The organism is Pseudomonas sp. NPDC088890 (assembly GCF_044900155.1).
In the GTDB taxonomy this organism is placed as follows: domain Bacteria; phylum Pseudomonadota; class Gammaproteobacteria; order Pseudomonadales; family Pseudomonadaceae; genus Aquipseudomonas; species Aquipseudomonas urmiensis.
Genome location: NZ_JBJDNG010000006.1, coordinates 340,469 through 360,295 on the forward strand (window position 1 = coordinate 340,469; position 19,827 = coordinate 360,295).

Genomic DNA, 19,827 nt, shown 5'->3' on the forward strand with positions numbered 1-19,827 from the left:
GGCGTCCATTAAGACGAGGCTGTTTTGCAAGGAGTCTAGATGAGTGTGGATAGCGCCTACGCGGTCGAGTTGAAGGGCCTTACCTTCAAGCGCGGTTCGCGCAGCATTTTCAGCAATGTCGACATCCGCATCCCGCGCGGCAAGGTCACTGGCATCATGGGGCCATCGGGGTGCGGCAAGACCACCCTGTTGCGCCTGATGGGCGCGCAACTGCGGCCTTCGAGTGGCGAAGTCTGGGTGGCCGGGCAGAACCTGCCGAGCCTGTCGCGCGGCGATCTGTTCGATGCGCGCAAGCAGATGGGCGTGCTGTTCCAGAGCGGTGCGCTGTTCACTGACCTCGATGTGTTCGAGAACGTCGCCTTCCCGCTGCGGGTGCATACCCAGCTGTCGGAAGAGATGATCCGCGATATCGTCCTGATGAAGCTGCAGGCCGTGGGCTTGCGCGGCGCCATCGACCTGATGCCCGATGAACTGTCCGGTGGCATGAAGCGCCGGGTGGCCCTGGCCCGGGCCATTGCCCTGGATCCGCAGATTCTCATGTACGACGAGCCGTTCGTCGGCCAGGACCCGATCGCCATGGGCGTATTGGTGCGCCTGATCCGCCTGCTCAACGATGCCCTGGGCATCACCAGCATCGTCGTTTCCCATGACCTGGCCGAGACCGCGAGCATTGCCGACTATATCTACGTGGTCGGTGATGGCCAGGTGCTGGGGCAGGGCACGCCGGACGAACTGATGGGCTCGGACAATCCGCGCATCCGTCAATTCATGAAGGGCGACCCTGACGGGCCGGTACCTTTCCACTTTCCTGCGCCTGACTACCGCGCCGATCTGCTGGGGACGCGTTGATGCGCAGAAGATCCTTACTCGAACGAATCCGCCTGCTCGGGCGCTCGGCCATCGATGTGGTGGCGGTGCTGGGGCGCTCTTGCCTGTTCTTGTTTCATTCGCTGATTGGTCGTGGCGGCATTGGCGGCGGCTTCCAACTGCTGGTCAAGCAGCTGTATTCGGTGGGCGTGCTGTCGCTGGCGATCATCGTCGTATCCGGCGTGTTCATCGGCATGGTGCTGGCGCTGCAGGGCTACAGCATCCTGACCAAGTACGGCTCCGAGCAAGCGGTAGGGCAGATGGTTGCGCTGACCTTGCTGCGCGAGCTGGGGCCGGTGGTCACCGCCTTGCTGTTCGCCGGGCGTGCCGGTTCTGCGCTGACTGCCGAAATCGGCAACATGAAGTCCACCGAGCAGCTGTCGAGCCTTGAAATGATTGGCGTCGACCCGCTCAAGTACATCGTTGCGCCACGCCTGTGGGCTGGCTTCATCTCGCTGCCGTTGCTGGCGCTGCTGTTCAGCGTGGTCGGCATCTGGGGTGGTTCGTGGGTCGCGGTCGACTGGCTGGGCGTCTACGAGGGTTCGTTCTGGGCCAACATGCAAAACAGCGTTTCCTTTACCGACGACGTGCTCAACGGCCTGGTGAAAAGCCTGGTGTTCGCCTTCGTCGTGACCTGGATTGCCGTATTCCAGGGGTATGACTGCGAGCCCACCTCAGAAGGGATCAGCCGTGCCACCACCAAGACCGTGGTCTATGCCTCGTTGGCAGTCCTGGGTCTGGACTTTATTCTGACCGCCTTGATGTTTGGAGATTTCTGATGCAAAACCGCACCCTGGAAATCGGTGTCGGCCTGTTCCTCCTGGCCGGGATCCTGGCGTTGCTGCTGCTGGCCCTGCGTGTCAGCGGGCTGTCCGCCAGCCCGAGCAGCGATACCTATAAAGTTTATGCCTACTTCGACAATATCGCCGGTTTGACGGTCAGAGCTAAAGTGACCATGGCCGGTGTGACCATCGGCAAGGTCACGGCCATCGATCTGGACCGTGATTCCTATACCGGTCGGGTTACCCTGCAGCTGGACAAAAATGTCGACAACCTGCCAGTCGACTCCACTGCCTCGATCCTGACCGCAGGTTTGCTCGGTGAGAAGTACATCGGTATCAGCGTGGGCGGTGAAGAAGAGGTGCTCAAAGACGACAGCACTATCCATGACACCCAGTCGGCGCTGGTCCTGGAAGATCTGATTGGCAAGTTCCTGCTCAATACGGTTGGCAAAGAACCGAAAGAAGCCACCCCAGCTAATCCAGCTAATTAAGGAGTTTCCATGATCTCGATCCTGCGACGCGGCCTGTTGGTCCTGCTGGCGGCCTTCCCCCTGCTGGCCCTGGCTGCCCCCGGGCAGTCTGCCCGTGAGGTGATCCAGACCACCACCAATCAACTGCTGAGCGATCTGAAGGCCAACAAGGAGCAGTACAAGGCCAGCCCCCAGGCCTTCTACGATGCGCTCAACAGCAACCTTGGCCCGGTAGTCGATGCTGACGGCATCTCCAAGAGCATCATGACCGTCAAGTACTCGCGCAAGGCCACGCCTGAGCAGATGCAGCGCTTCCAGGAAAACTTCAAGCGCAGCCTGATGCAGTTCTATGGCAACGCCTTGCTCGAATACAACAACCAGGGCATCACCGTCGACCCGGCCAAGAGTGAAGAGGGTGACCGCACCAGCGTTGGCATGAAGGTCACTGGCAACAATGGCGCGGTCTATCCCGTGCAGTACACCATGGTCAAGCTGGGCGGCGAATGGAAAGTGCGTAACGTCATCGTCAATGGCATCAACATTGGCAAGCTGTTCCGTGACCAGTTCGCCGATGCCATGTCGCGCAACGGCAACAATCTGGACAAGACCATCGACGGCTGGGCCGGCGAAGTCGCCAAGGCCAAGGAAACTGCCGACAGCTCGCCGGAGAAGACGGTCAAATGAGTGAAGCCGGCGTGAGCATGACCGAACCAGGCGTTCTGCGCCTGGCCGGGGTGCTGGACTATCGCAGCGGCCCGGCCCTGCGCAAGGAAGGCAAGGCGCTGATCGTCGCCAGTGGCGAGCAACGCCTGGTCCTGGACTGCTCGCAAGTGGTCAAGTCCAGCAGCGTTGGCTTGTCCCTGCTACTGGCGTTCATGCGTGACGCCCAGGCGGCTGGCAAGTCCTGGGAGCTGCGCGGCATGCCCGATGACATGCGCGAAATCGCCGAGGTCTATGACCTGGATGAAGTATTGGCGGGCTGATTGCCCGACAAGGTGAAAGGCCCCTCGGTCAGCGTGTCCGTTCATGGGCTTCGCAGGCGAGGGGCTTTTTTGTATGATGGCCGACCCGCGCGCACAGGGCGCCGATTGAGGTTGAGCATGCAGGCCGTAGAAGTTAAGAGTTTTCTTGAAGAGAAATTGCCGGGAACCCGAGTCGAAGTTGAGGGTGAAGGCTGCAACTTCCAGTTGAACGTGATCAGCGACGAGCTGGCCGGCCAGAGCCCGGTAAAGCGTCAGCAGGCGATCTATGCTCACCTGAATCCGTGGATTGCCGATGGCAGTATCCACGCGGTAACCATGAAATTTTTCAGCAGCGCAGCCTGGGCTGAGCGCACCTGAGCCTACTTGGCGGCGAGATTCCTATGGACAAACTGATTATTACTGGCGGCGCTCGTCTTGATGGCGAGATCCGTATTTCCGGGGCGAAGAACGCCGCCCTGCCGATTCTTGCAGCGACTCTGCTGGCCGATGGCCCGGTCACCGTCGCCAACCTGCCGCACCTGCACGACATCACCACCATGATCGAGCTGTTCGGTCGCATGGGCATTGAGCCGGTGATCGACGAGAAGCTGGCGGTGGAAATCGATCCACGCACCATCAAGACCCTGGTCGCGCCGTACGAGCTGGTGAAGACCATGCGCGCCTCGATCCTGGTGCTGGGCCCGATGGTCGCCCGTTTCGGCGAGGCCGAAGTGGCCCTGCCTGGCGGTTGCGCGATTGGCTCGCGTCCGGTCGACCTGCACATCCGCGGCCTGGAAGCCATGGGCGCGAAGATCGAAGTCGAAGGCGGCTATATCAAGGCCAAGGCGCCTGAAGGCGGCCTGCGTGGCGCGCACTTCTTCTTCGATACCGTCAGCGTCACCGGTACCGAGAACATCATGATGGCCGCCGCCCTGGCCAAGGGGCGCAGCGTGCTGCAGAACGCCGCGCGCGAGCCGGAAGTGGTCGACCTGGCCAACTTCCTGATCGCCATGGGCGCCAACGTCCAGGGCGCTGGCACCGACACCATCACCATCGATGGCGTCGAGCGCCTGCACCCGGCCACCTACCGGGTCATGCCTGACCGTATTGAAACCGGCACCTACCTGGTGGCCGCTGCGGTCACTGGCGGCCGGGTCAAGGTCAAGGACACCGATCCGACCATCCTCGAAGCGGTCCTTGAGAAACTCAAGGAAGCTGGCGCCGACATCACCACCGGTGAAGACTGGATCGAGCTGAACATGCACGGCAAGCGGCCGAAAGCCGTCAACCTGCGCACCGCGCCGTACCCAGCGTTCCCAACCGACATGCAGGCGCAGTTCATCTCGCTCAACGCCATTGCCGAAGGCACGGGCGCAGTGATCGAGACAATCTTCGAAAACCGCTTCATGCACGTCTATGAAATGCACCGCATGGGCGCCCACATCCAGGTCGAGGGCAACACCGCCATCGTCACTGGCGTGCCAGCGCTCAAGGGTGCACCGGTGATGGCTACCGACCTGCGCGCTTCCGCCAGCCTGGTACTGTCGGCCCTGGTCGCCGAAGGCGATACCCTGATCGATCGCATCTACCACATCGACCGTGGTTATGAGTGCATCGAGGAAAAACTGCAGATGCTCGGCGCCAAGATCCGCCGCGTTCCGGGTTAATCTGTGACAGGCGCAGGGATGCGCCTACCGAATTTCAAGCAGCCAGGTCACCGACCTGGCTGGCTATAGCCGCTTAAGGACCGACGTTTTCCATGTTGACCATCGCGCTATCCAAAGGCCGAATCCTCGACGATACCCTGCCATTGCTGGCTGAGGCCGGTATCGTGCCGACCGAGAATCCGGACAAGAGCCGCAAGCTGATCATCCCCACGACCCAGGACGACGTGCGCCTGCTGATCGTGCGCGCCACCGACGTGCCGACCTATGTCGAGCATGGTGCCGCCGACCTCGGGGTGGCCGGTAAGGACGTGCTCATGGAGTACGGTGGCCAGGGTCTGTACGAGCCGCTGGACCTGCAAATCGCCCGCTGCAAGCTGATGACCGCTGGCGTGGTCGGTGCGCCCGAGCCCAAGGGCCGTCTGCGTGTGGCCACCAAGTTCGTCAACGTAGCCAAGCGCTACTACGCCGAGCAGGGCCGGCAGGTCGATATCATCAAGCTGTACGGTTCGATGGAGCTGGCCCCGCTGATCAACCTCGCCGACAAGATCATCGACGTGGTCGACACCGGTAATACCCTGCGTGCCAACGGCCTGGAGCCCCAGGACCTGATCGCCACGGTAAGCTCGCGCCTGGTCGTCAACAAAGCCTCCATGAAGATGCAGCACGCACGCATCCAGGCACTGATCGACACGCTGCGCAAAGCGGTCGAATCGCGACACCGCGGCTGATTCCTGCGCGCGACCTTCGCTGTCGCGCCCGTCTATCCGCGTCATAGCCAATTTTTCTCAGGTGCCCGCGCGGATCGACTGGTAGCCTAGGGCGCCTGAGCATTCGCTAATAATCGAGGCCCTCGCCATGACCGTGTCCACTGCTATTGCCCGTCTCAACGCCGCTGATCCGGATTTCGCCCGACATCTGGATCATCTGCTGAGCTGGGAGAGTGTGTCCGATGACGCGGTCAACCAGCGTGTGCTCGACATCATCAAGGCGGTGCGCGAACGCGGTGACGCCGCGCTGGTGGAGTTCACCCAGCGTTTCGACGGGGTCGATGCCTCCTCCATCGATGACCTGATCCTTGGCCGCGAGCGCCTGGAGCTGGCCCTGACCCGCATTACCCCGGCCCAGCGCCAAGCACTGGAAAAGGCCGCCGATCGCGTGCGTATGTACCACGAGCGGCAGAAGCAGGACTCCTGGCAGTACACCGAAGCTGACGGCACTGTGCTCGGCCAGAAAGTCACGCCGCTGGACCGCGCAGGCTTGTACGTGCCAGGTGGCAAGGCTTCGTACCCCTCGTCGGTGCTGATGAACGCCATCCCGGCCAAGGTTGCAGGCGTTGCCGAAGTGGTGATGGTGGTGCCGACCCCGCGCGGTGAACTCAATGAGCTGGTGCTGGCTGCGGCCTGCATCGCCGGCGTCGACCGGGTGTTCACCGTCGGCGGCGCCCAAGCGGTAGCGGCGCTGGCCTATGGCACCGAGAGCGTGCCGCAGGTCGACAAGATCGTTGGCCCCGGTAACATCTATGTCGCCACCGCCAAACGGCATGTGTTCGGCCAGGTCGGTATCGACATGATTGCCGGCCCGTCGGAAATTCTCGTGGTCTGCGATGGCCAGACCGATCCGGACTGGATCGCCATGGACCTGTTCTCCCAGGCCGAGCACGATGAAGACGCCCAGGCCATTCTGGTTAGCCCCGATGGCGAGTTCCTTGACCGCGTGGCGGCGAGCATCGACAAACTGATGCCGACCATGGAGCGCGCCGAGATCATCGAGAAATCGATCAACGGCCGTGGCGCGCTGATTCAAGTGCGCGACATGCAGCAGGCGATTGAAGTGGCCAACCGCATCGCGCCTGAGCACCTGGAGCTGTCGGTGGCCGACCCGCAGGCCTGGCTGCCGCAGATCCGCCATGCCGGCGCGATCTTCATGGGCCGTCACACCAGCGAAGCCCTGGGCGACTACTGCGCAGGCCCCAACCACGTCCTGCCAACTTCCGGCACTGCGCGCTTTTCCTCGCCGCTGGGGGTGTATGACTTCCAGAAGCGTTCATCGATCATCTTCTGCTCCGAGCAGGGCGCATCCGAGCTTGGCCAGACGGCTTCGGTGCTGGCCCGTGGCGAGTCGCTGACTGCCCACGCCCGTAGCGCCGAATACCGCATCCTTGCCGACAAGAAGGGGAACTGAGCATGAGTAAATTCTGGAGCCCCTTCGTCAAGGACCTGGTGCCTTACGTGCCGGGCGAGCAGCCGAAGCTGACCAAGCTGGTCAAGCTCAACACCAACGAGAACCCGTACGGCCCATCGCCCAAGGCGCTGGAGGCCATGCGTGGTGAGTTGAACGACAACCTGCGCCTGTACCCGGACCCTAATGGCGACCGGCTCAAGCAGGCGGTCGCCGAGTACTATGGGGTCAAACCGCAGCAGGTGTTCGTCGGTAACGGTTCGGACGAGGTGCTCGCGCACATCTTCCACGGCCTGTTCCAGCACGGCGCGCCGCTGTTGTTCCCCGATGTCAGCTACAGCTTCTATCCAGTTTACTGCGGCTTGTATGGCATCCCCTTCGAGCAGGTGCCACTGGATGAGCAGTTCCAGATCCGCATTGAGGACTACAAAAAGCCCAACGCCGGGATCATCTTCCCCAACCCCAACGCGCCAACCGGATGCTTGATGCCGCTGGCAGTGGTTGAGCAGCTGCTGCAGGCCAATCCCGACTCGGTAGTGGTGGTCGATGAGGCCTACATCGATTTTGGCGGCGAGACTGCCATCAGTCTGGTCGACCGCTACGACAACCTGCTGGTCACCCAGACCCTGTCCAAGTCGCGTTCGCTGGCAGGCCTGCGGGTTGGTCTGGCGGTTGGCCACCCGGACCTGATCGATGCGCTGGAGCGGATCAAGAACAGCTTCAACTCCTATCCGCTCGATCGCATGGCGATTGTCGGTGCGGCGGCAGCGTTCGAAGACCGTGCTTATTTCGAACAAACCTGCCGCAAGGTGATCGACAGCCGCGAACTGCTGGTCGAGCAATTGCAGGGCAAAGGCTTCGAAGTGTTGCCATCGGCGGCCAACTTCATTTTCGCCCGTCATCCGCAGCAGGACGCAGCAGAACTTGCGGCACGTTTGCGCGAGCAAGGCGTGATCGTGCGGCACTTCAAGCAAGCGCGCATCGCCCAGTTCCTGCGGATCACCATCGGCACGCCGGAAATGAACCAGGCGCTGATCGATGCCTTGAGCTGATCGCGCGCCCGCTCTACCTACCGGCCTGTTAACGGCCGGTAGGGTTGTTACTGCCTTTGTCCCGCCTTCATTTCATCGCTCAAGCTCAGCGCCATCCATGCCGATGAATAGCGTTTTCGGCGACCTTGTCTGTGCGGGTTGGCCTTGGATCACCACGCTGAACACCAGCGCGGTCACGGCCACCAAAGCAATCACTATGGCCAGGCCTCTGTGGTCACGCATCACTCATTTCTCGCTGACGAACGGTAGGCGAAGCGTCACAAAGCCCTTCCGGCCGCGCAACTAGCAAAATTACCAGGTGGTTTTCAGTGGTTAGTGTGCTGGAGTAGACTGTAAAAATTCGTAGGATGATTGGGTGAGTGGGCATGGCAACTGAATTAGTCCGTCGCTCCTTGGTGGAAATGGCCGTGGAGCAACTGCGTGAACGCATCCTCGACGGCGTATGGACGGTGGGTCAACGTCTGCCGACCGAACCTGAGTTGGCCGCCGAGCTGGGCATCAGCCGCAATACCGTGCGCGAGGCGATGCGGGTGTTGGCGTTCAGTGGCTTGGTGGAAATTCGCCAGGGCGATGGCAGCTACCTGCGCACCGCCCAAGACCCATTGCAGGCTGTGCAGGCGATGTCCCGCTGCACGCCGGAGCAGGCCCGTGAGACGCGGCATATTCTGGAGGCCGAAGCTATTGGCCTGGCGGCCCTGCGCCGCAGCGAAGCGGATTTGCAAGGTCTGCGCGAGGCGCTCAAGGGCAGCGAGGCGCATTTTCATGCCGACCTCGACGCTTACATCGCCTGTGACCTGGTGTTCCACCAGCGCCTGGTCGACGCTGCGCACAACCCAGCGCTAAGTGAGCTGTACCGCTATTTCTCTGGCGTGGTCGCGGCAGCGTTGCAGCGCAATATGAGCGCCGTCCCCCGCTGCCAGTCGGTGTTCGACCTGCATGAGCAGATCCTCGACGCCATCGAGCAACGTGATCCGGAGCGGGCCAAGCGCCTGAGCCGGACCCTTATCGAATCCTGAAAACGAGAAGCCCCATGGCCGAACAACTGACGCGCACTTCCCCTGCCCATGAGCCGGAACTCGATGAACTGCTGATCGACGCCGAGGCCGATGATGAGCAGGTTCAACAGCAACCGGTGGTGCTGCGGCGCCCCTGGCTCCTGCTGTTGGGCCTGGTCCTAGTGGCCCTGAACCTGCGCCCGGCCTTGTCGAGCATGGCGCCGGTGCTAGGGCAGGTGTCCGAGGGGCTCGGTCTGAGTGCTTCGGCAGCAGGTTTGCTGACCACCTTACCGGTGCTGTGCCTGGGCCTGTTCGCGCCGCTGGCACCTGTGCTGGCACGCCGCTTTGGCAGCGAGCGGGTGATCCTTGGCATTCTCCTGACCTTGGCCTTGGGGATTGTAGTACGCAGCGCTTTTGGCGCGATCGGGGTGTTCCTCGGCAGCCTGATGGCCGGCGCCAGCATCGGCATTATCGGGGTATTGCTGCCTGGCATCGTCAAGCGCGATTTCCCTCAGCAGGCCGGGACACTGACCGGCGTCTACACCATGGCGCTGTGCCTGGGCGCGGCCATGGCCGCCGGTGCCACGGTGCCGTTGAGCCAGCATTTTTCCGGGAGCTGGGCAATGGGCCTGGGCTTCTGGATGGTCCCGGCGTTGTTGGCCATGCTGGTCTGGTTACCGCAGGCACGCCAGGGCCATGGCGCCCACAAGGTGGCCTACAAGGTGCGCGGCCTGTGGCGCGACCCGCTGGCCTGGCAGGTCACGCTGTACATGGGCCTGCAATCGTCGCTGGCGTACATCGTCTTCGGTTGGTTGCCGTCGATCCTGATCGGTCGTGGCCTGAGCCCTACCGAGGCCGGGTTGGTGCTGTCGGGATCGGTGATCGTGCAGCTGATCAGTTCGCTGAGTGCGCCGTGGCTGGCGACGCGTGGCAAGGATCAGCGGTTGGCCATCGTGATCGTCATGTTGGTGACCTTGGCGGGCCTGTTCGGCTGCCTGTATGCGCCGCTGTCAGGGCTGTGGGGCTGGGCGGTGCTGTTGGGCCTGGGGCAGGGCGGTACTTTTGCCTTGGCGCTGACGCTGATCGTGCTGCGCTCGAAAGATGCGCACGTTGCCGCCAACCTGTCGAGCATGGCCCAAGGCGTGGGTTACACCTTGGCCTCGATGGGGCCGTTCGCGGTGGGCCTGGTGCATGATCTGACCGGCGGCTGGGCGGCGGTGGGGTGGATCTTTGCCGTACTGGGTACCGGGGCGATTGTATTTGGCCTGAAAGCCGGGCGTGCGCAGCATGTGCAAGTGGTCAGCGAGCGGGTTTAGCGGTTGTCGGTGCCGGCTTTATCGCGGGACAAGCCCGCTCCCACGTAGGGCGTGCTTGTCCGGCGATCGCTCGACGCAGCATCCATTCATGACACAAATGGGCATGGCATTGCGCCGCAACGCAGATTATCGTTCAGCTCTTGAGCCCCAGGACGGACACCCCCATGAGCGACGCCAACCAAGCCCTGATCACCCGCTTCTACCAGGCCTTCCAGCGCCTCGATGCCGAAGCGATGGTGGCCTGCTACAGCGCTGATGTCGAGTTCAGCGACCCGGTCTTCGGCACCTTGCGCGGCCAGGATGCCGGCGACATGTGGCGTCTGCTCACCACGCGCGCCAAGGATTTCAGCCTGACCTTCGATCAAGTACGCGCCAACCAGGACAGCGGCTGCGCGCATTGGGTGGCTACCTACCTGTTCAGCCAGACCGGCCGGGTGGTGATCAACGATATCCAGGCCCGCTTCGTCATTCGCGACGGCTTGATCAGCCAGCACCACGACAGCTTCGACCTGTGGCGTTGGTCGCGCCAGGCCCTGGGCATGCCAGGGGTGCTGCTGGGCTGGTCGCCGATGTTGCAGAACAAGGTTCGCCAACAGGCGTTCAAGGGTTTGCGGGCGTTTCAGCAGGCGCGTTGAGCGGGTAAGCTTGACGCCTTCCCGTTGGCTTGAATACAACCGTGAGCGAGACTGCTATCCCCCAGCCCGGCATCCCCCCGTCCGCCAAGCCCTGGTACGTCTACCTGGTGCGCGCCGCCAATGGTTCGCTGTACTGCGGTATCAGCGATGATCCACAGCGACGTTTTCTCAAGCACCAGAAAGGCCAGGGCGCGCGCTACTTCAAGACCAGCCCGGCGCAGGCGCTGGTGTATGTCGAGCAATGGCCAGACAAGGCCGAAGCACTGCGCCAGGAGCGCCTGGTGAAGAAGCTGCGCAAATCTGCCAAGGAGGCCCTGGTGGCCTCCTGGCCAGGTCTTAGTCGGTGCGACGCTTGAGCTGATCGATCAGCTGGGTCGGCAGGCCCTTGATGATCAGCGTGCCCGCTTCTTCGTCATATTCCACTTTCGAACCCAGCAGGTGAGCCTCGAAGCTGATCGACAGGCCCTCGGCGCGCCCGGTGAAGCGGCGGAATTGGTTGAGCGTGCGCTTATCGGCTGGAATTTCCGGCGACAGGCCGTAGTCTTTGTTGCGGATGTGATCGTAGAACGCCTTGGGGCGGTCTTCGTCGATCAGGCTGGAAAGCTCTTCCAAGGTGACCGGCTCGCCCATCTTGGTCTGGCTGGTGGCGTAGTCGACCAGGGTCTGGGTCTTCTCGCGCGCCGACTCCTCAGGCAGGTCCTCGCTTTCGACGAAGTCGCTGAACGCCTTGAGCAGGGTGCGGGTCTCGCCGGGGCCATCGACGCCCTCCTGGCAGCCGATGAAGTCGCGGAAGTACTCCGAGACCTTCTTGCCGTTCTTGCCCTTGATGAACGAGATGTACTGTTTGGAAGCCTGGTTGTTCTGCCATTCGGACAGGTTGATCCGCGCCGCCAGGTGCAGTTGGCCCAGGTCCAGATGGCGAGAGGGGGTCACGTCGAGCTCGGCGTTGACCGCCACGCCGTCGCTGTGGTGCAGCAGGGCGATGGCCAGGTACTCGGTCATGCCTTGCTGGTAGTGAGCGAACAGCACATGGCCACCGGTGGAGAGGTTGGACTCTTCCATCAGTTTTTGCAGGTGCTCGACCGCGATCCGGCTGAAGGCGGTGAAGTCTTTTTCTTCACTCAGGTACTGCTTGAGCCAGCCACTGAACGGGTAGGCGCCGGATTCGCCGTGGAACAAGCCCCACGCCTTGCCTTGCTTGGCGTTGTAGCTGTCGTTGAGGTCGGCCAGCAGGTTTTCGATGGCGTCCGATGCGCCCAGCTCGTTATCCCGTGCATGCAGCACGGCGGGGCTGCCATCAGGCTTCTTGTCGATCAGGTGAACGATGCAATGACGGATTGGCATGGAAATCTCGGAGGTTGGAGCACGCGTGGCGATGGCCAAGGGTGCGCTGTGCAAAGTCGATCAGTTTAACCCAGAGATTGGGTGATGCAGTGGCCAGAAGTTGGCGTAAATGGCGGTTGTTCGTTTTTTGTTCGATTTTTTGCGTTTTCGGGGTAAGCCCCCGAAAAACCTGCATAAAAACCAAGCTGGCAGCGGATATTTATCTATTCCTGTGGTAGCTTTGCGCGGTCTTGCGCCCCTTGAATGGCGCATTGCTGGCAGATCGCTTGCGTCGTGTCGAACCAAACGCCGATTTTCGTATCTACATACGCGATTGGCGCGGCCCGCCGGACAGTTTCGGGCTGGCCCGATAACGACGTAGCACGCTGCATAACCTCTGAATTTTTAGGGAAGGAACACCACAATGGCACTGACCAAAGACCAACTGATTGCCGACATCGCCGAAGCAATCGACGCGCCAAAAACCACCGCTCGCAATGCTCTGGAGCAACTGGGCCAGATCGTTGCTGACCAGCTGGAAAACGGCGCTGAGATCACCCTGCCAGGCATCGGCAAGCTGAAAGTCACCGAGCGTCCTGCCCGTACCGGCCGCAACCCTTCGACTGGCGCTGCCATCGAAATCGCTGCCAAGAAAGTCGTCAAGTTCGTACCTGCCAAGGTCCTGACCGACGCCGTCAACAAGTAATTGTCGACGCTTGCGTAAAACCGCGCCCGGCTTGCCCGGACGCGGTTTTTTTACGCCTGCGTTTTACCCAGGCGCTGGGCATGCCAGGCCTGGCGCGCGGCATCGTCGTGAAAGCTCCAGGCCACCATGCGGCTCTGCTTTTGGCCCTGGCCCATGTCGATGACCCGCACCGCTTTGGCGGCAGCTTTCTTCAGGGCCGCTTCGATGCCTGGCAGATTGCTCGCTTTGGACACCAGGCTGGTGAACCACAGCACTTGTTGGCCGCAGGCAGCGCTCTCGGCGATCAACTGCGTGACGAAGCGAATCTCGCCGCCTTCGCACCACAGCTCATTGTTCTGCCCACCAAAATTGAGCACCGGCAACTTGCGCTTGGGGTCCTGCTTGCCGAGGTTTTTCCACTTGCGTTGACTGCCGCGGGTGGCTTCGTCGCGCGAGCTGTGGAAGGGTGGGTTGCTCAGGGTGATATCGAAGCGTTCGTCGGCCTGCAGCAAGCCGCTGAGGATGTGCTTGCTGTTGCTCTGCTGGCGCAGGCTGATGGCTTTATTGAGACCGTTGGCCTGGACAATGGCTTTAGCCGAGGCCAGGGCTATGGGGTCGATGTCCGAGCCGAGGAAGCGCCAGCGGTAGTCGCTGTGGCCGAGCAGCGGGTAGATGCAGTTGGCACCTACGCCAACGTCCAGGGCACGTACCTGGGCGCCACGCGGGATCTCGCCGGCATTGTCTTCAGCAAGCAGGTCGGCCAGTACGTGGATGTAGTCGGCGCGGCCTGGAATCGGTGGGCACAGGTAGTCGGCCGGGATGTCCCAGTGCTGGATGCCGTACTGGGCCTTGAGCAGCGCGCGGTTGAACACCCGTACCGCTTCAGGGTTGGCGAAGTCGATGCTGGGCTTGCCGTAGGGGTTGGTGATGGTGAAGCGGGCCAGGTCCGGGTGTGCCTTGATCAGGCTGGGGAAGTCATAGCGGCCCTGGTGGCGGTTGCGCGGGTGCAGGGTGGGTTTGTCGGTCATAGGGGTGTCCTGTGTAAAGCATCGCGGGGCAAGCCCGCACCCACGCCTGCACTCCAATACCGGAGCGGGGGCGTGGGGGCAGGGTTGCCCCGCGATGGCTTCACTGAGGTTTAGAGCGCGGCAATCCGCGCATGCTGCTCGGTGAAGTTGGCCAGCGCCTGCTCGGCTTCAGCCAGCTTGGCGCGTTCCTTGTCGATTACCGCAGGCGGTGCCTTGTCGACGAAGGCGGCGTTGGACAGCTTGCCGCCAACCCGTTGCACTTCACCTTGCAGACGCTGGATTTCCTTGTTCAGGCGAGCCAGCTCGGCGTCCTTGTCGATCAGGCCGGCCATTGGCACCAGCACCTGCAGATCGCCAACCAGTGCGGTGGCCGACAGTGGCGCTTCGTCCTGTTCGCCGAGCACGGTGAACGACTCGACCTTGGCCAGCTTCTTGAGCAGCGCTTCGTTTTCTTGCAAGCGACGCTGGTCGTCGGCATTGGCGTTCTTGAGGAACAGCGGCAGCGGTTTGCCTGGGCCAATGTTCATCTCGGCGCGAATGTTACGCAGACCGACCATCAGCTGTTGCAGCCACTCGATGTCACCTTCGGCCGCTACGTCGATGCGGCTGTCATTGGCCACGGGCCACGGTTGCAGCATGATGGTCTTGCCGTCGATGCCTGCCAGCGGCGCGATGCGCTGCCAGATCTCTTCGGTGATGAACGGCATGAACGGGTGTGCCAGGCGCAGGGCCACTTCCAGCACGCGTACCAGCGTGCGACGGGTGCCGCGGGCGCGCTCGACCGGGGCGTTTTCGTCCCATAGTACCGGCTTGGACAGCTCCAGGTACCAGTCGCAGTACTGGTTCCAGATGAACTCGTACAGCGCCTGGCTGGCCAGGTCGAAGCGGAACTGCTCGAGCTGCCGGGTGACTTCGGCTTCAGTGCGCTGCAACTGCGAGATGATCCAGCGGTCGGCCAGCGACAGCTCGTAGGCCTCGCCGTTCTGCCCGCAGTCTTCGCCTTTGTCCAGCACGTAGCGGGCGGCGTTCCAGATCTTGTTGCAGAAGTTGCGGTAGCCTTCGACGCGGCCCATATCGAACTTGATGTCGCGACCGGTGGACGCCAGCGAGCAGAAGGTGAAGCGCAGGGCGTCGGTGCCGTAGCTGGCGATGCCTTCGGGGAACTCGGCCTTGGTCTGCTTGGCGATCTTCTCGGCAAGCTTGGGCTGCATCATGCCGCTGGTGCGTTTTTCCAGCAGGGCCTCGAGGGTGATGCCATCGACGATGTCCAGCGGGTCAAGCACGTTGCCCTTGGACTTGGACATCTTCTGGCCTTGGCCGTCGCGCACCAGGCCGTGGACGTAGACGGTCTTGAACGGAACCTGCGGGGTGCCGTCTTCGTTCTTCACCAGGTGCATGGTCAGCATGATCATCCGGGCGACCCAGAAGAAGATGATGTCGAAACCGGTGACCAGCACGTCGGTGGAGTGGAATTTCTTCAGGAACTCGGTCTGCTCTGGCCAGCCGAGGGTGGAGAAGGTCCACAGGCCGGAACTGAACCAGGTGTCGAGCACGTCGTCGTCCTGGCGCAGGACTACGTCGCTGCCCAGGTTGTGCTTGGCGCGTACTTCTTCCTCGTTGCGGCCAACGTAGACCTGGCCGGCCTCGTCGTACCACGCCGGGATCCGGTGGCCCCACCACAGCTGACGGCTGATGCACCAGTCCTGAATGTCACGCATCCACGAGAAGTACATGTTTTCGTACTGCTTGGGCACGAACTGGATGCGACCGTCTTCCACAGCGGCGATGGCAGGTTCTGCCAGCGGCTTGGTGGAGACATACCATTGGTCGGTCAGCCACGGCTCGATGACGGTGCCGGAGCGATCGCCTTTCGGCACTTTCAGCGCGTGGTCATCGACGCTGACCAGCAGGCCCTGGGCATCGAGATCGGCAACGATCTGCTTGCGGGCAACGAAGCGGTCGAGGCCGGCGTATTGCGCCGGCAGGCTGGTGTCGATCTGCTCGTTGACGCTGCCGTCGAGGTTGAAGGCCTGGGCACTGGCCAGTACCAGGGCGTTCTTGTCGAAGATGTTCAGCAGCGGCAGGTTATGGCGCTTGCCGACTTCGTAGTCGTTGAAGTCGTGGGCTGGGGTGATCTTCACGCAGCCGGTGCCGAATTCCGGGTCGCAGTAATCGTCGCCGATGATCGGGATCAGGCGGCCGACCAGCGGCAGCTTGACGAACTTGCCGATCAGGGCCTGGTAGCGCTCGTCATTCGGGTTGACCGCGACCGCAGCGTCACCCAGCAGGGTTTCCGGACGGGTGGTGGCGACGACCAGGTAGTCCTTGCCATCGGCGGTCTTGGCGCCGTCGGCCAGCGGGTAGCGCAGGTTCCACAGGTGACCTTTCTCGTCGTGGTTTTCCACTTCCAGGTCAGAGATGGCGGTGTGCAGCTTGGTGTCCCAGTTGACCAGGCGCTTGCCGCGGTAGATCAGGCCGTCTTCGTGCAGGCGGACGAAGGCTTCCTTGACCGCGTCGGACAGGCCGTCGTCCATGGTGAAACGCTCGCGGCTCCAGTCGACCGACGAACCCAGGCGGCGGATCTGCCGGCTGATGTTGCCACCGGACTGCTCCTTCCACTCCCAGACCTTCTCCAGGAACTGCTCGCGGCCCAGGTCATGACGGTTCTGGCCCTTGGCCTCGAGCTGGCGCTCGACCAGCATCTGGGTGGCGATACCGGCGTGGTCGGTGCCGGGCTGCCACAGGGTGTCGCGACCCTGCATGCGGCGGAAGCGGATCAGGGCGTCCATGATCGCGTTGTTGAAACCGTGGCCCATGTGCAGGCTGCCGGTCACGTTCGGCGGCGGGATCATGATGGTGTAGGACTCGCCTGCACCTTGTGGGGCGAAATAGTTCTCGGACTCCCAGGTGTTGTACCAGGAAGTTTCGATGGCGTGCGGCTGGTAGGTCTTATCCATGCGCGGCGGGACCCTTAGGCATTAATTCGGGAAAGCCGAGAAGTATAACGGAGCCGTAGGTTTCAAGCGACAAGCTGCTGGGGTGTTGTTATGTAGGTCTGGCCCTATCGCGGGGCAAGCCCGCTCCCACGCAGGCTTGCCCATTGACAAGGCGCGTGAGCAGGTGCTCCTCCCACGCAGGCTTGGCTTTGACAAGGCGCGTGAGCAGATGCTCCTCCCACGCAGGCTTGGCTTTGAGAAGGCGTGGGAGCGGGCTTGCCCCGCGATAGGGTCACAACGGACACATTCAGGTTTGAGGCTTACTCGGGGCGCTTGAGCAGGCGCTCCATACGCGCATCGAGGCGGCGCTTGATCTCGGTTTCGATATGCGGGGTGAAGTCGTTGATCACGTCTTGCATGATCAACTGGGCAGCGGCACGCAGTTCGGCGTCCAGGCGCAGCAGGGTGTCCTGGCGGCGAGTCTGCGGGTCTTCTTCTTCGGCAGTGGGAGGGGCTACCGGCTGCGCTACAGCCGGTGCATTGCCGGCGGGTTCGTCCAGCAGCAGGGGAATCTGTTCGACCGTATCGGTCAGCAGTGGTGGTTGCAGGTCGGCATCACCCAACAGCTCGCGGATCGACTCCAGGTCGTCGAGCAGATGGGCAGAATCGGGCAGGGGAGAGTGCTTGTCCATCGTCGTTAAAGTCGCTGTAGGCGGTGATCTTGCAGAGCATAGCCCCGTTCACGGTAGAAACGGAACCGCTCTCGTGCGGCAAGGCGAATGCTGGGCTCCTCGACGACGATCTCGGCCACCCGGGCGAACTGCTCGACAAACCCCGGAACGTCGCCGCCCAGGTTGATCAGCAAGTCGCGATGGTCACCGGCGTCACTCCCCAAACCCAGCACCACTGCAGCGTCGGCGTGGGCCTCGGCCAGGTCGTGGGGGATGAAGGCCTCGCCCTTGAAGTGCCACAGACGCTGGTTGAGTTGTTCGCGCTGTTCGCCGTCCTGGCAATGCAGGTAGACCCGGTGGCCGAGGCGCCAGGCTTTCTCACACAGCTTGCAGGCGAAATCCAGCCGCGCCGACAGCGAGTCGGTGGGCAGGATATAGAAATCTACTTGGCTCATGGTTCAGTCCGTTGGCGGGTGGCCGCGAGCGGCGCACCCGCCGTGCGGGGTCAGGCGTTGGCGCGGTCGAGCAGGTATTGGGTCAGCAGGGGCACGGGGCGGCCAGTGGCGCCTTTGTCCTTGCCGCCGCTGATCCAGGCGGTGCCGGCGATGTCCAGGTGCGCCCAGTTGTAGGCCTTGGCAAAGCGCGACAGGAAGCATGCCGCGGTGATGGTGCCGGCCTTCGGTCCGCCGATGTTGGCGATGTCGGCGAACGGGCTGTCCAGCTGCTCCTGGTACTCGTCGAACAGCGGCAGCTGCCAGGCGCGGTCGTCGGCCCGCTTGCCAGCGCTGAGCAGTTGCTCGAGCAGATCGTCGTTGTTGCCCAGCAGGCCGGTGGTGTGGCTGCCCAGGGCGACGATGCAGGCGCCGGTCAGGGTGGCGATGTCGATCACCGCCTGCGGCTTGAAGCGTTCGGCGTAGGTCAGGGCATCGCACAGCACCAGACGGCCTTCGGCGTCAGTGTTGAGGATTTCCACGGTTTGCCCGCTCATGGTAGTAACGATGTCGCCAGGACGGGTGGCGTTGCCACTTGGCATGTTCTCGGCGCAGGCCAGGATGCACACCAGGTTGATCGGCAGCTTGAGCTCGAGCACCGCACGCAGGGTGCCGAACACGCTGGCCGCGCCGCACATGTCGTACTTCATTTCATCCATGCCGGCGCCTGGCTTGAGGCTGATGCCGCCAGTGTCGAAGGTGATGCCTTTACCCACCAGTACGAACGGTTTTTCGCTCTTCTTGCCGCCCTGGTATTGCATGACGATCAAGCGTGGTGGCTGTTCGCTGCCTTGGCCAACGGCGTAGAACGCGCCCATGCCCAGGTCTTTGATCTTCTTCTCGTCGAACACTTCGACCTTCAGGCCTTTGTTGGCCTTGCCCAGTTCCTTGGCTTGTTCGGCCAGGTAGCTTGGGTGGCAGATGTTCGGCGGCAGGTTGCCCAGGTCGCGGGTCAAGGACATGCCGCTGGCGATCGCGCTGGCGTGCTTGACGGCACGCTCGACCTCGGCCAGGCCGGCCTTGTCGGCCAGCAGGGTGATTTTCTTGAGCACGCGCGGCTCGGCCTTCTGGCTCTTGAAGCGGTCGAACAGGTAGTCACCGTCAAGCAGGGTTTCGGCCAGCAGGCGGTATTTGCCGTAATGCGCGTCGCGGCCAGTGACGGCGATATCGTCCAGGGCCAGTACCGCGTCGCTGCCACCCAGGCTCTTCAGCACGCCGGCCACGCTCACGGCCAGTTTGCGCCAGCTGCGATCGCCCAGGGCGTCCTTGCCGCTGCCAACCAGCAGCACGCGCTCGGCCTTCAGGCCCGGCAGGCTGTGCAGCAGCAGGGTCTGGCCAGGCTTGCCAGCCAGGTCGCCACGCTTGAGCACGGCGGAGATGGCGCCATTGGATGCCTCATCGACGGCCTTGGCGATGTTGCCGAGCTTGCGCCCCTCGCCGACGGCTACTACCAGCGTGGCGGTTTTCAACGATGCAGCAGCTACGCTTTTTACAACCAGTTCCATGTCAGGACCCCGTAGATCTGTGAGTTGGCGCAATGGGTGCGCGCTCGAAGCGGGCTTGGCCGCGTGGTCGCGTGCCAGCGGAAAAGCTGCCAGTTTGAGCCTGGGGCAAGGCCGCTGACAACCCCGATATGTACTGTCATGCGCGGCCAAGTGACAGGCGAGGTCAATCACAGGATAATGCGCGCACTTTACATGGAGGTTCGCCGTTGGCGAACCGGCATAGGTCTTGGCTGTCCGAAGCCATTAATTGGCTGTTCGCCCCTG

Annotated in this window: 22 protein-coding genes; 15 read left to right on the top strand and 7 right to left on the bottom strand. The window is 62.5% G+C overall.

Going from position 1 to position 19,827, the window contains the following annotated elements:
* Nucleotides 1-39 precede the first annotated feature (39 nt).
* From ACI2JX_RS15670 to hisC, 10 genes are all read left to right on the top strand, one after another.
* Nucleotides 40-849: an ATP-binding cassette domain-containing protein gene (locus ACI2JX_RS15670; protein ID WP_186554015.1), complete on the top strand. Its 810-nt coding sequence runs from the start codon at nt 40-42 to the stop codon at nt 847-849.
* Nucleotides 849-1,646: a lipid asymmetry maintenance ABC transporter permease subunit MlaE gene (gene mlaE, locus ACI2JX_RS15675; protein WP_186554014.1), complete on the top strand. Its 798-nt coding sequence runs from the start codon at nt 849-851 to the stop codon at nt 1,644-1,646. The genes ACI2JX_RS15670 and mlaE overlap by 1 nt, the downstream gene beginning before the upstream one ends.
* On the top strand, nt 1,646-2,140 hold the full coding sequence (gene mlaD / locus ACI2JX_RS15680) for an outer membrane lipid asymmetry maintenance protein MlaD (protein WP_186554013.1): 495 nt from the start codon (nt 1,646-1,648) through the stop codon (nt 2,138-2,140). Before mlaE ends, mlaD begins: the two co-directional genes overlap by 1 nt.
* Nucleotides 2,141-2,149: 9 nt before the next feature.
* A complete protein-coding gene (locus tag ACI2JX_RS15685) occupies nt 2,150-2,803 on the top strand; it encodes a phospholipid-binding protein MlaC (RefSeq protein ID WP_264234864.1) in 654 nt (217 codons plus the stop codon).
* A complete protein-coding gene (locus ACI2JX_RS15690; protein ID WP_186554011.1) occupies nt 2,800-3,102 on the top strand; it encodes a lipid asymmetry maintenance protein MlaB in 303 nt (100 codons plus the stop codon). The genes ACI2JX_RS15685 and ACI2JX_RS15690 overlap by 4 nt, the downstream gene beginning before the upstream one ends.
* 117 nt (nt 3,103-3,219) lie before the next feature.
* Nucleotides 3,220-3,459, top strand: coding sequence for a BolA family protein (locus ACI2JX_RS15695; protein WP_029613593.1), 240 nt, complete (start codon nt 3,220-3,222; stop codon nt 3,457-3,459).
* Nucleotides 3,460-3,482: 23 nt separating this feature from the next.
* Nucleotides 3,483-4,748, top strand: a complete 1,266-nt coding sequence (murA, locus tag ACI2JX_RS15700) for a UDP-N-acetylglucosamine 1-carboxyvinyltransferase (RefSeq protein ID WP_264234865.1) — start codon at nt 3,483-3,485, stop codon at nt 4,746-4,748.
* Between the two features lie 92 nt (nt 4,749-4,840).
* Nucleotides 4,841-5,476 carry an ATP phosphoribosyltransferase gene (gene hisG / locus ACI2JX_RS15705; RefSeq protein WP_264234866.1) on the top strand — a complete coding sequence of 212 codons (636 nt, stop codon included), beginning with the start codon at nt 4,841-4,843 and terminating at the stop codon, nt 5,474-5,476.
* A gap of 127 nt (nt 5,477-5,603) precedes the next feature.
* Nucleotides 5,604-6,929 (top strand): histidinol dehydrogenase, encoded by a 1,326-nt coding sequence (gene hisD / locus ACI2JX_RS15710; RefSeq protein WP_264234867.1) that lies wholly within the window; start codon nt 5,604-5,606, stop codon nt 6,927-6,929.
* Between the two features lie 2 nt (nt 6,930-6,931).
* Nucleotides 6,932-7,978 carry a histidinol-phosphate transaminase gene (gene hisC / locus ACI2JX_RS15715; protein WP_404690430.1) on the top strand — a complete coding sequence of 349 codons (1,047 nt, stop codon included), beginning with the start codon at nt 6,932-6,934 and terminating at the stop codon, nt 7,976-7,978.
* A gap of 72 nt (nt 7,979-8,050) precedes the next feature.
* Here the strand turns inward: hisC and ACI2JX_RS15720 are convergent, their stop codons facing one another.
* Nucleotides 8,051-8,200, bottom strand: coding sequence for a hypothetical protein (locus ACI2JX_RS15720; RefSeq protein WP_264234869.1), 150 nt, complete (start codon nt 8,198-8,200; stop codon nt 8,051-8,053).
* 143 nt (nt 8,201-8,343) lie between these two features.
* Here ACI2JX_RS15720 and ACI2JX_RS15725 point away from each other — a divergent pair, with 143 nt between their 5' ends.
* The 4 genes from ACI2JX_RS15725 to ACI2JX_RS15740 all read left to right on the top strand — a co-directional run bounded on the left by ACI2JX_RS15725 (nt 8,344) and on the right by ACI2JX_RS15740 (nt 11,280).
* Nucleotides 8,344-8,994 (top strand): FadR/GntR family transcriptional regulator, encoded by a 651-nt coding sequence (locus ACI2JX_RS15725; RefSeq protein WP_186554004.1) that lies wholly within the window; start codon nt 8,344-8,346, stop codon nt 8,992-8,994.
* Between the two features lie 14 nt (nt 8,995-9,008).
* The gene (locus ACI2JX_RS15730) at nt 9,009-10,289 is read left to right on the top strand and encodes an MFS transporter (protein ID WP_264234870.1); all 1,281 of its coding nucleotides are present in this window, start codon (nt 9,009-9,011) and stop codon (nt 10,287-10,289) included.
* A 164-nt stretch (nt 10,290-10,453) separates the two neighbouring features.
* Nucleotides 10,454-10,924, top strand: a complete 471-nt coding sequence (locus ACI2JX_RS15735; RefSeq protein WP_312153002.1) for a nuclear transport factor 2 family protein — start codon at nt 10,454-10,456, stop codon at nt 10,922-10,924.
* Between the two features lie 41 nt (nt 10,925-10,965).
* Complete coding sequence (locus tag ACI2JX_RS15740; RefSeq protein ID WP_264234872.1) at nt 10,966-11,280, top strand: GIY-YIG nuclease family protein; 315 nt, start codon at nt 10,966-10,968, stop codon at nt 11,278-11,280.
* On the opposite strand, the gene yejK is transcribed toward ACI2JX_RS15740, so the two are convergent.
* Entirely contained in the window at nt 11,261-12,268 is a 1,008-nt protein-coding gene (yejK, locus tag ACI2JX_RS15745; RefSeq protein ID WP_186554001.1) for a nucleoid-associated protein YejK, read from the bottom strand. The two genes, ACI2JX_RS15740 and yejK, sit on opposite strands and share 20 nt — an antisense overlap.
* Nucleotides 12,269-12,671: 403 nt before the next feature.
* Between yejK and ACI2JX_RS15750 the strand changes: the two genes are divergently transcribed.
* Nucleotides 12,672-12,953 (top strand): HU family DNA-binding protein, encoded by a 282-nt coding sequence (locus ACI2JX_RS15750; RefSeq protein ID WP_186554000.1) that lies wholly within the window; start codon nt 12,672-12,674, stop codon nt 12,951-12,953.
* 50 nt (nt 12,954-13,003) lie between these two features.
* Here the strand turns inward: ACI2JX_RS15750 and rlmF are convergent, their stop codons facing one another.
* The 5 genes from rlmF to ACI2JX_RS15775 all read right to left on the bottom strand — a co-directional run bounded on the left by rlmF (nt 13,004) and on the right by ACI2JX_RS15775 (nt 19,563).
* On the bottom strand, nt 13,004-13,960 hold the full coding sequence (gene rlmF / locus ACI2JX_RS15755; protein ID WP_404690431.1) for a 23S rRNA (adenine(1618)-N(6))-methyltransferase RlmF: 957 nt from the start codon (nt 13,958-13,960) through the stop codon (nt 13,004-13,006).
* 110 nt (nt 13,961-14,070) lie between these two features.
* A complete protein-coding gene (locus ACI2JX_RS15760) occupies nt 14,071-16,917 on the bottom strand; it encodes a valine--tRNA ligase (RefSeq protein ID WP_264234874.1) in 2,847 nt (948 codons plus the stop codon).
* 299 nt (nt 16,918-17,216) lie between these two features.
* Entirely contained in the window at nt 17,217-17,588 is a 372-nt protein-coding gene (locus tag ACI2JX_RS15765; RefSeq protein WP_264234875.1) for a DNA polymerase III subunit chi, read from the bottom strand.
* Between the two features lie 5 nt (nt 17,589-17,593).
* Nucleotides 17,594-18,022 (bottom strand): DNA polymerase III subunit chi, encoded by a 429-nt coding sequence (locus tag ACI2JX_RS15770; protein WP_264234876.1) that lies wholly within the window; start codon nt 18,020-18,022, stop codon nt 17,594-17,596.
* Between the two features lie 50 nt (nt 18,023-18,072).
* On the bottom strand, nt 18,073-19,563 hold the full coding sequence (locus ACI2JX_RS15775) for a leucyl aminopeptidase (protein WP_392465178.1): 1,491 nt from the start codon (nt 19,561-19,563) through the stop codon (nt 18,073-18,075).
* Between the last annotated feature and the right edge of the window lie 264 nt (nt 19,564-19,827).

Coding starts and splice junctions, on each gene's coding strand:
- ACI2JX_RS15670 (WP_186554015.1), top strand. CDS start 40: ATGAGTGTGGATAGCGCCTACGCGGTCGAGTTGAAGGGCCTTACCTTC.
- mlaE (WP_186554014.1), top strand. CDS start 849: ATGCGCAGAAGATCCTTACTCGAACGAATCCGCCTGCTCGGGCGCTCG.
- mlaD (WP_186554013.1), top strand. CDS start 1,646: ATGCAAAACCGCACCCTGGAAATCGGTGTCGGCCTGTTCCTCCTGGCC.
- ACI2JX_RS15685 (WP_264234864.1), top strand. CDS start 2,150: ATGATCTCGATCCTGCGACGCGGCCTGTTGGTCCTGCTGGCGGCCTTC.
- ACI2JX_RS15690 (WP_186554011.1), top strand. CDS start 2,800: ATGAGTGAAGCCGGCGTGAGCATGACCGAACCAGGCGTTCTGCGCCTG.
- ACI2JX_RS15695 (WP_029613593.1), top strand. CDS start 3,220: ATGCAGGCCGTAGAAGTTAAGAGTTTTCTTGAAGAGAAATTGCCGGGA.
- murA (WP_264234865.1), top strand. CDS start 3,483: ATGGACAAACTGATTATTACTGGCGGCGCTCGTCTTGATGGCGAGATC.
- hisG (WP_264234866.1), top strand. CDS start 4,841: ATGTTGACCATCGCGCTATCCAAAGGCCGAATCCTCGACGATACCCTG.
- hisD (WP_264234867.1), top strand. CDS start 5,604: ATGACCGTGTCCACTGCTATTGCCCGTCTCAACGCCGCTGATCCGGAT.
- hisC (WP_404690430.1), top strand. CDS start 6,932: ATGAGTAAATTCTGGAGCCCCTTCGTCAAGGACCTGGTGCCTTACGTG.
- ACI2JX_RS15720 (WP_264234869.1), bottom strand. CDS start 8,200: ATGCGTGACCACAGAGGCCTGGCCATAGTGATTGCTTTGGTGGCCGTG.
- ACI2JX_RS15725 (WP_186554004.1), top strand. CDS start 8,344: ATGGCAACTGAATTAGTCCGTCGCTCCTTGGTGGAAATGGCCGTGGAG.
- ACI2JX_RS15730 (WP_264234870.1), top strand. CDS start 9,009: ATGGCCGAACAACTGACGCGCACTTCCCCTGCCCATGAGCCGGAACTC.
- ACI2JX_RS15735 (WP_312153002.1), top strand. CDS start 10,454: ATGAGCGACGCCAACCAAGCCCTGATCACCCGCTTCTACCAGGCCTTC.
- yejK (WP_186554001.1), bottom strand. CDS start 12,268: ATGCCAATCCGTCATTGCATCGTTCACCTGATCGACAAGAAGCCTGAT.
- ACI2JX_RS15750 (WP_186554000.1), top strand. CDS start 12,672: ATGGCACTGACCAAAGACCAACTGATTGCCGACATCGCCGAAGCAATC.
- rlmF (WP_404690431.1), bottom strand. CDS start 13,960: ATGACCGACAAACCCACCCTGCACCCGCGCAACCGCCACCAGGGCCGC.
- ACI2JX_RS15760 (WP_264234874.1), bottom strand. CDS start 16,917: ATGGATAAGACCTACCAGCCGCACGCCATCGAAACTTCCTGGTACAAC.
- ACI2JX_RS15765 (WP_264234875.1), bottom strand. CDS start 17,588: ATGGACAAGCACTCTCCCCTGCCCGATTCTGCCCATCTGCTCGACGAC.
- ACI2JX_RS15770 (WP_264234876.1), bottom strand. CDS start 18,022: ATGAGCCAAGTAGATTTCTATATCCTGCCCACCGACTCGCTGTCGGCG.
- ACI2JX_RS15775 (WP_392465178.1), bottom strand. CDS start 19,563: ATGGAACTGGTTGTAAAAAGCGTAGCTGCTGCATCGTTGAAAACCGCC.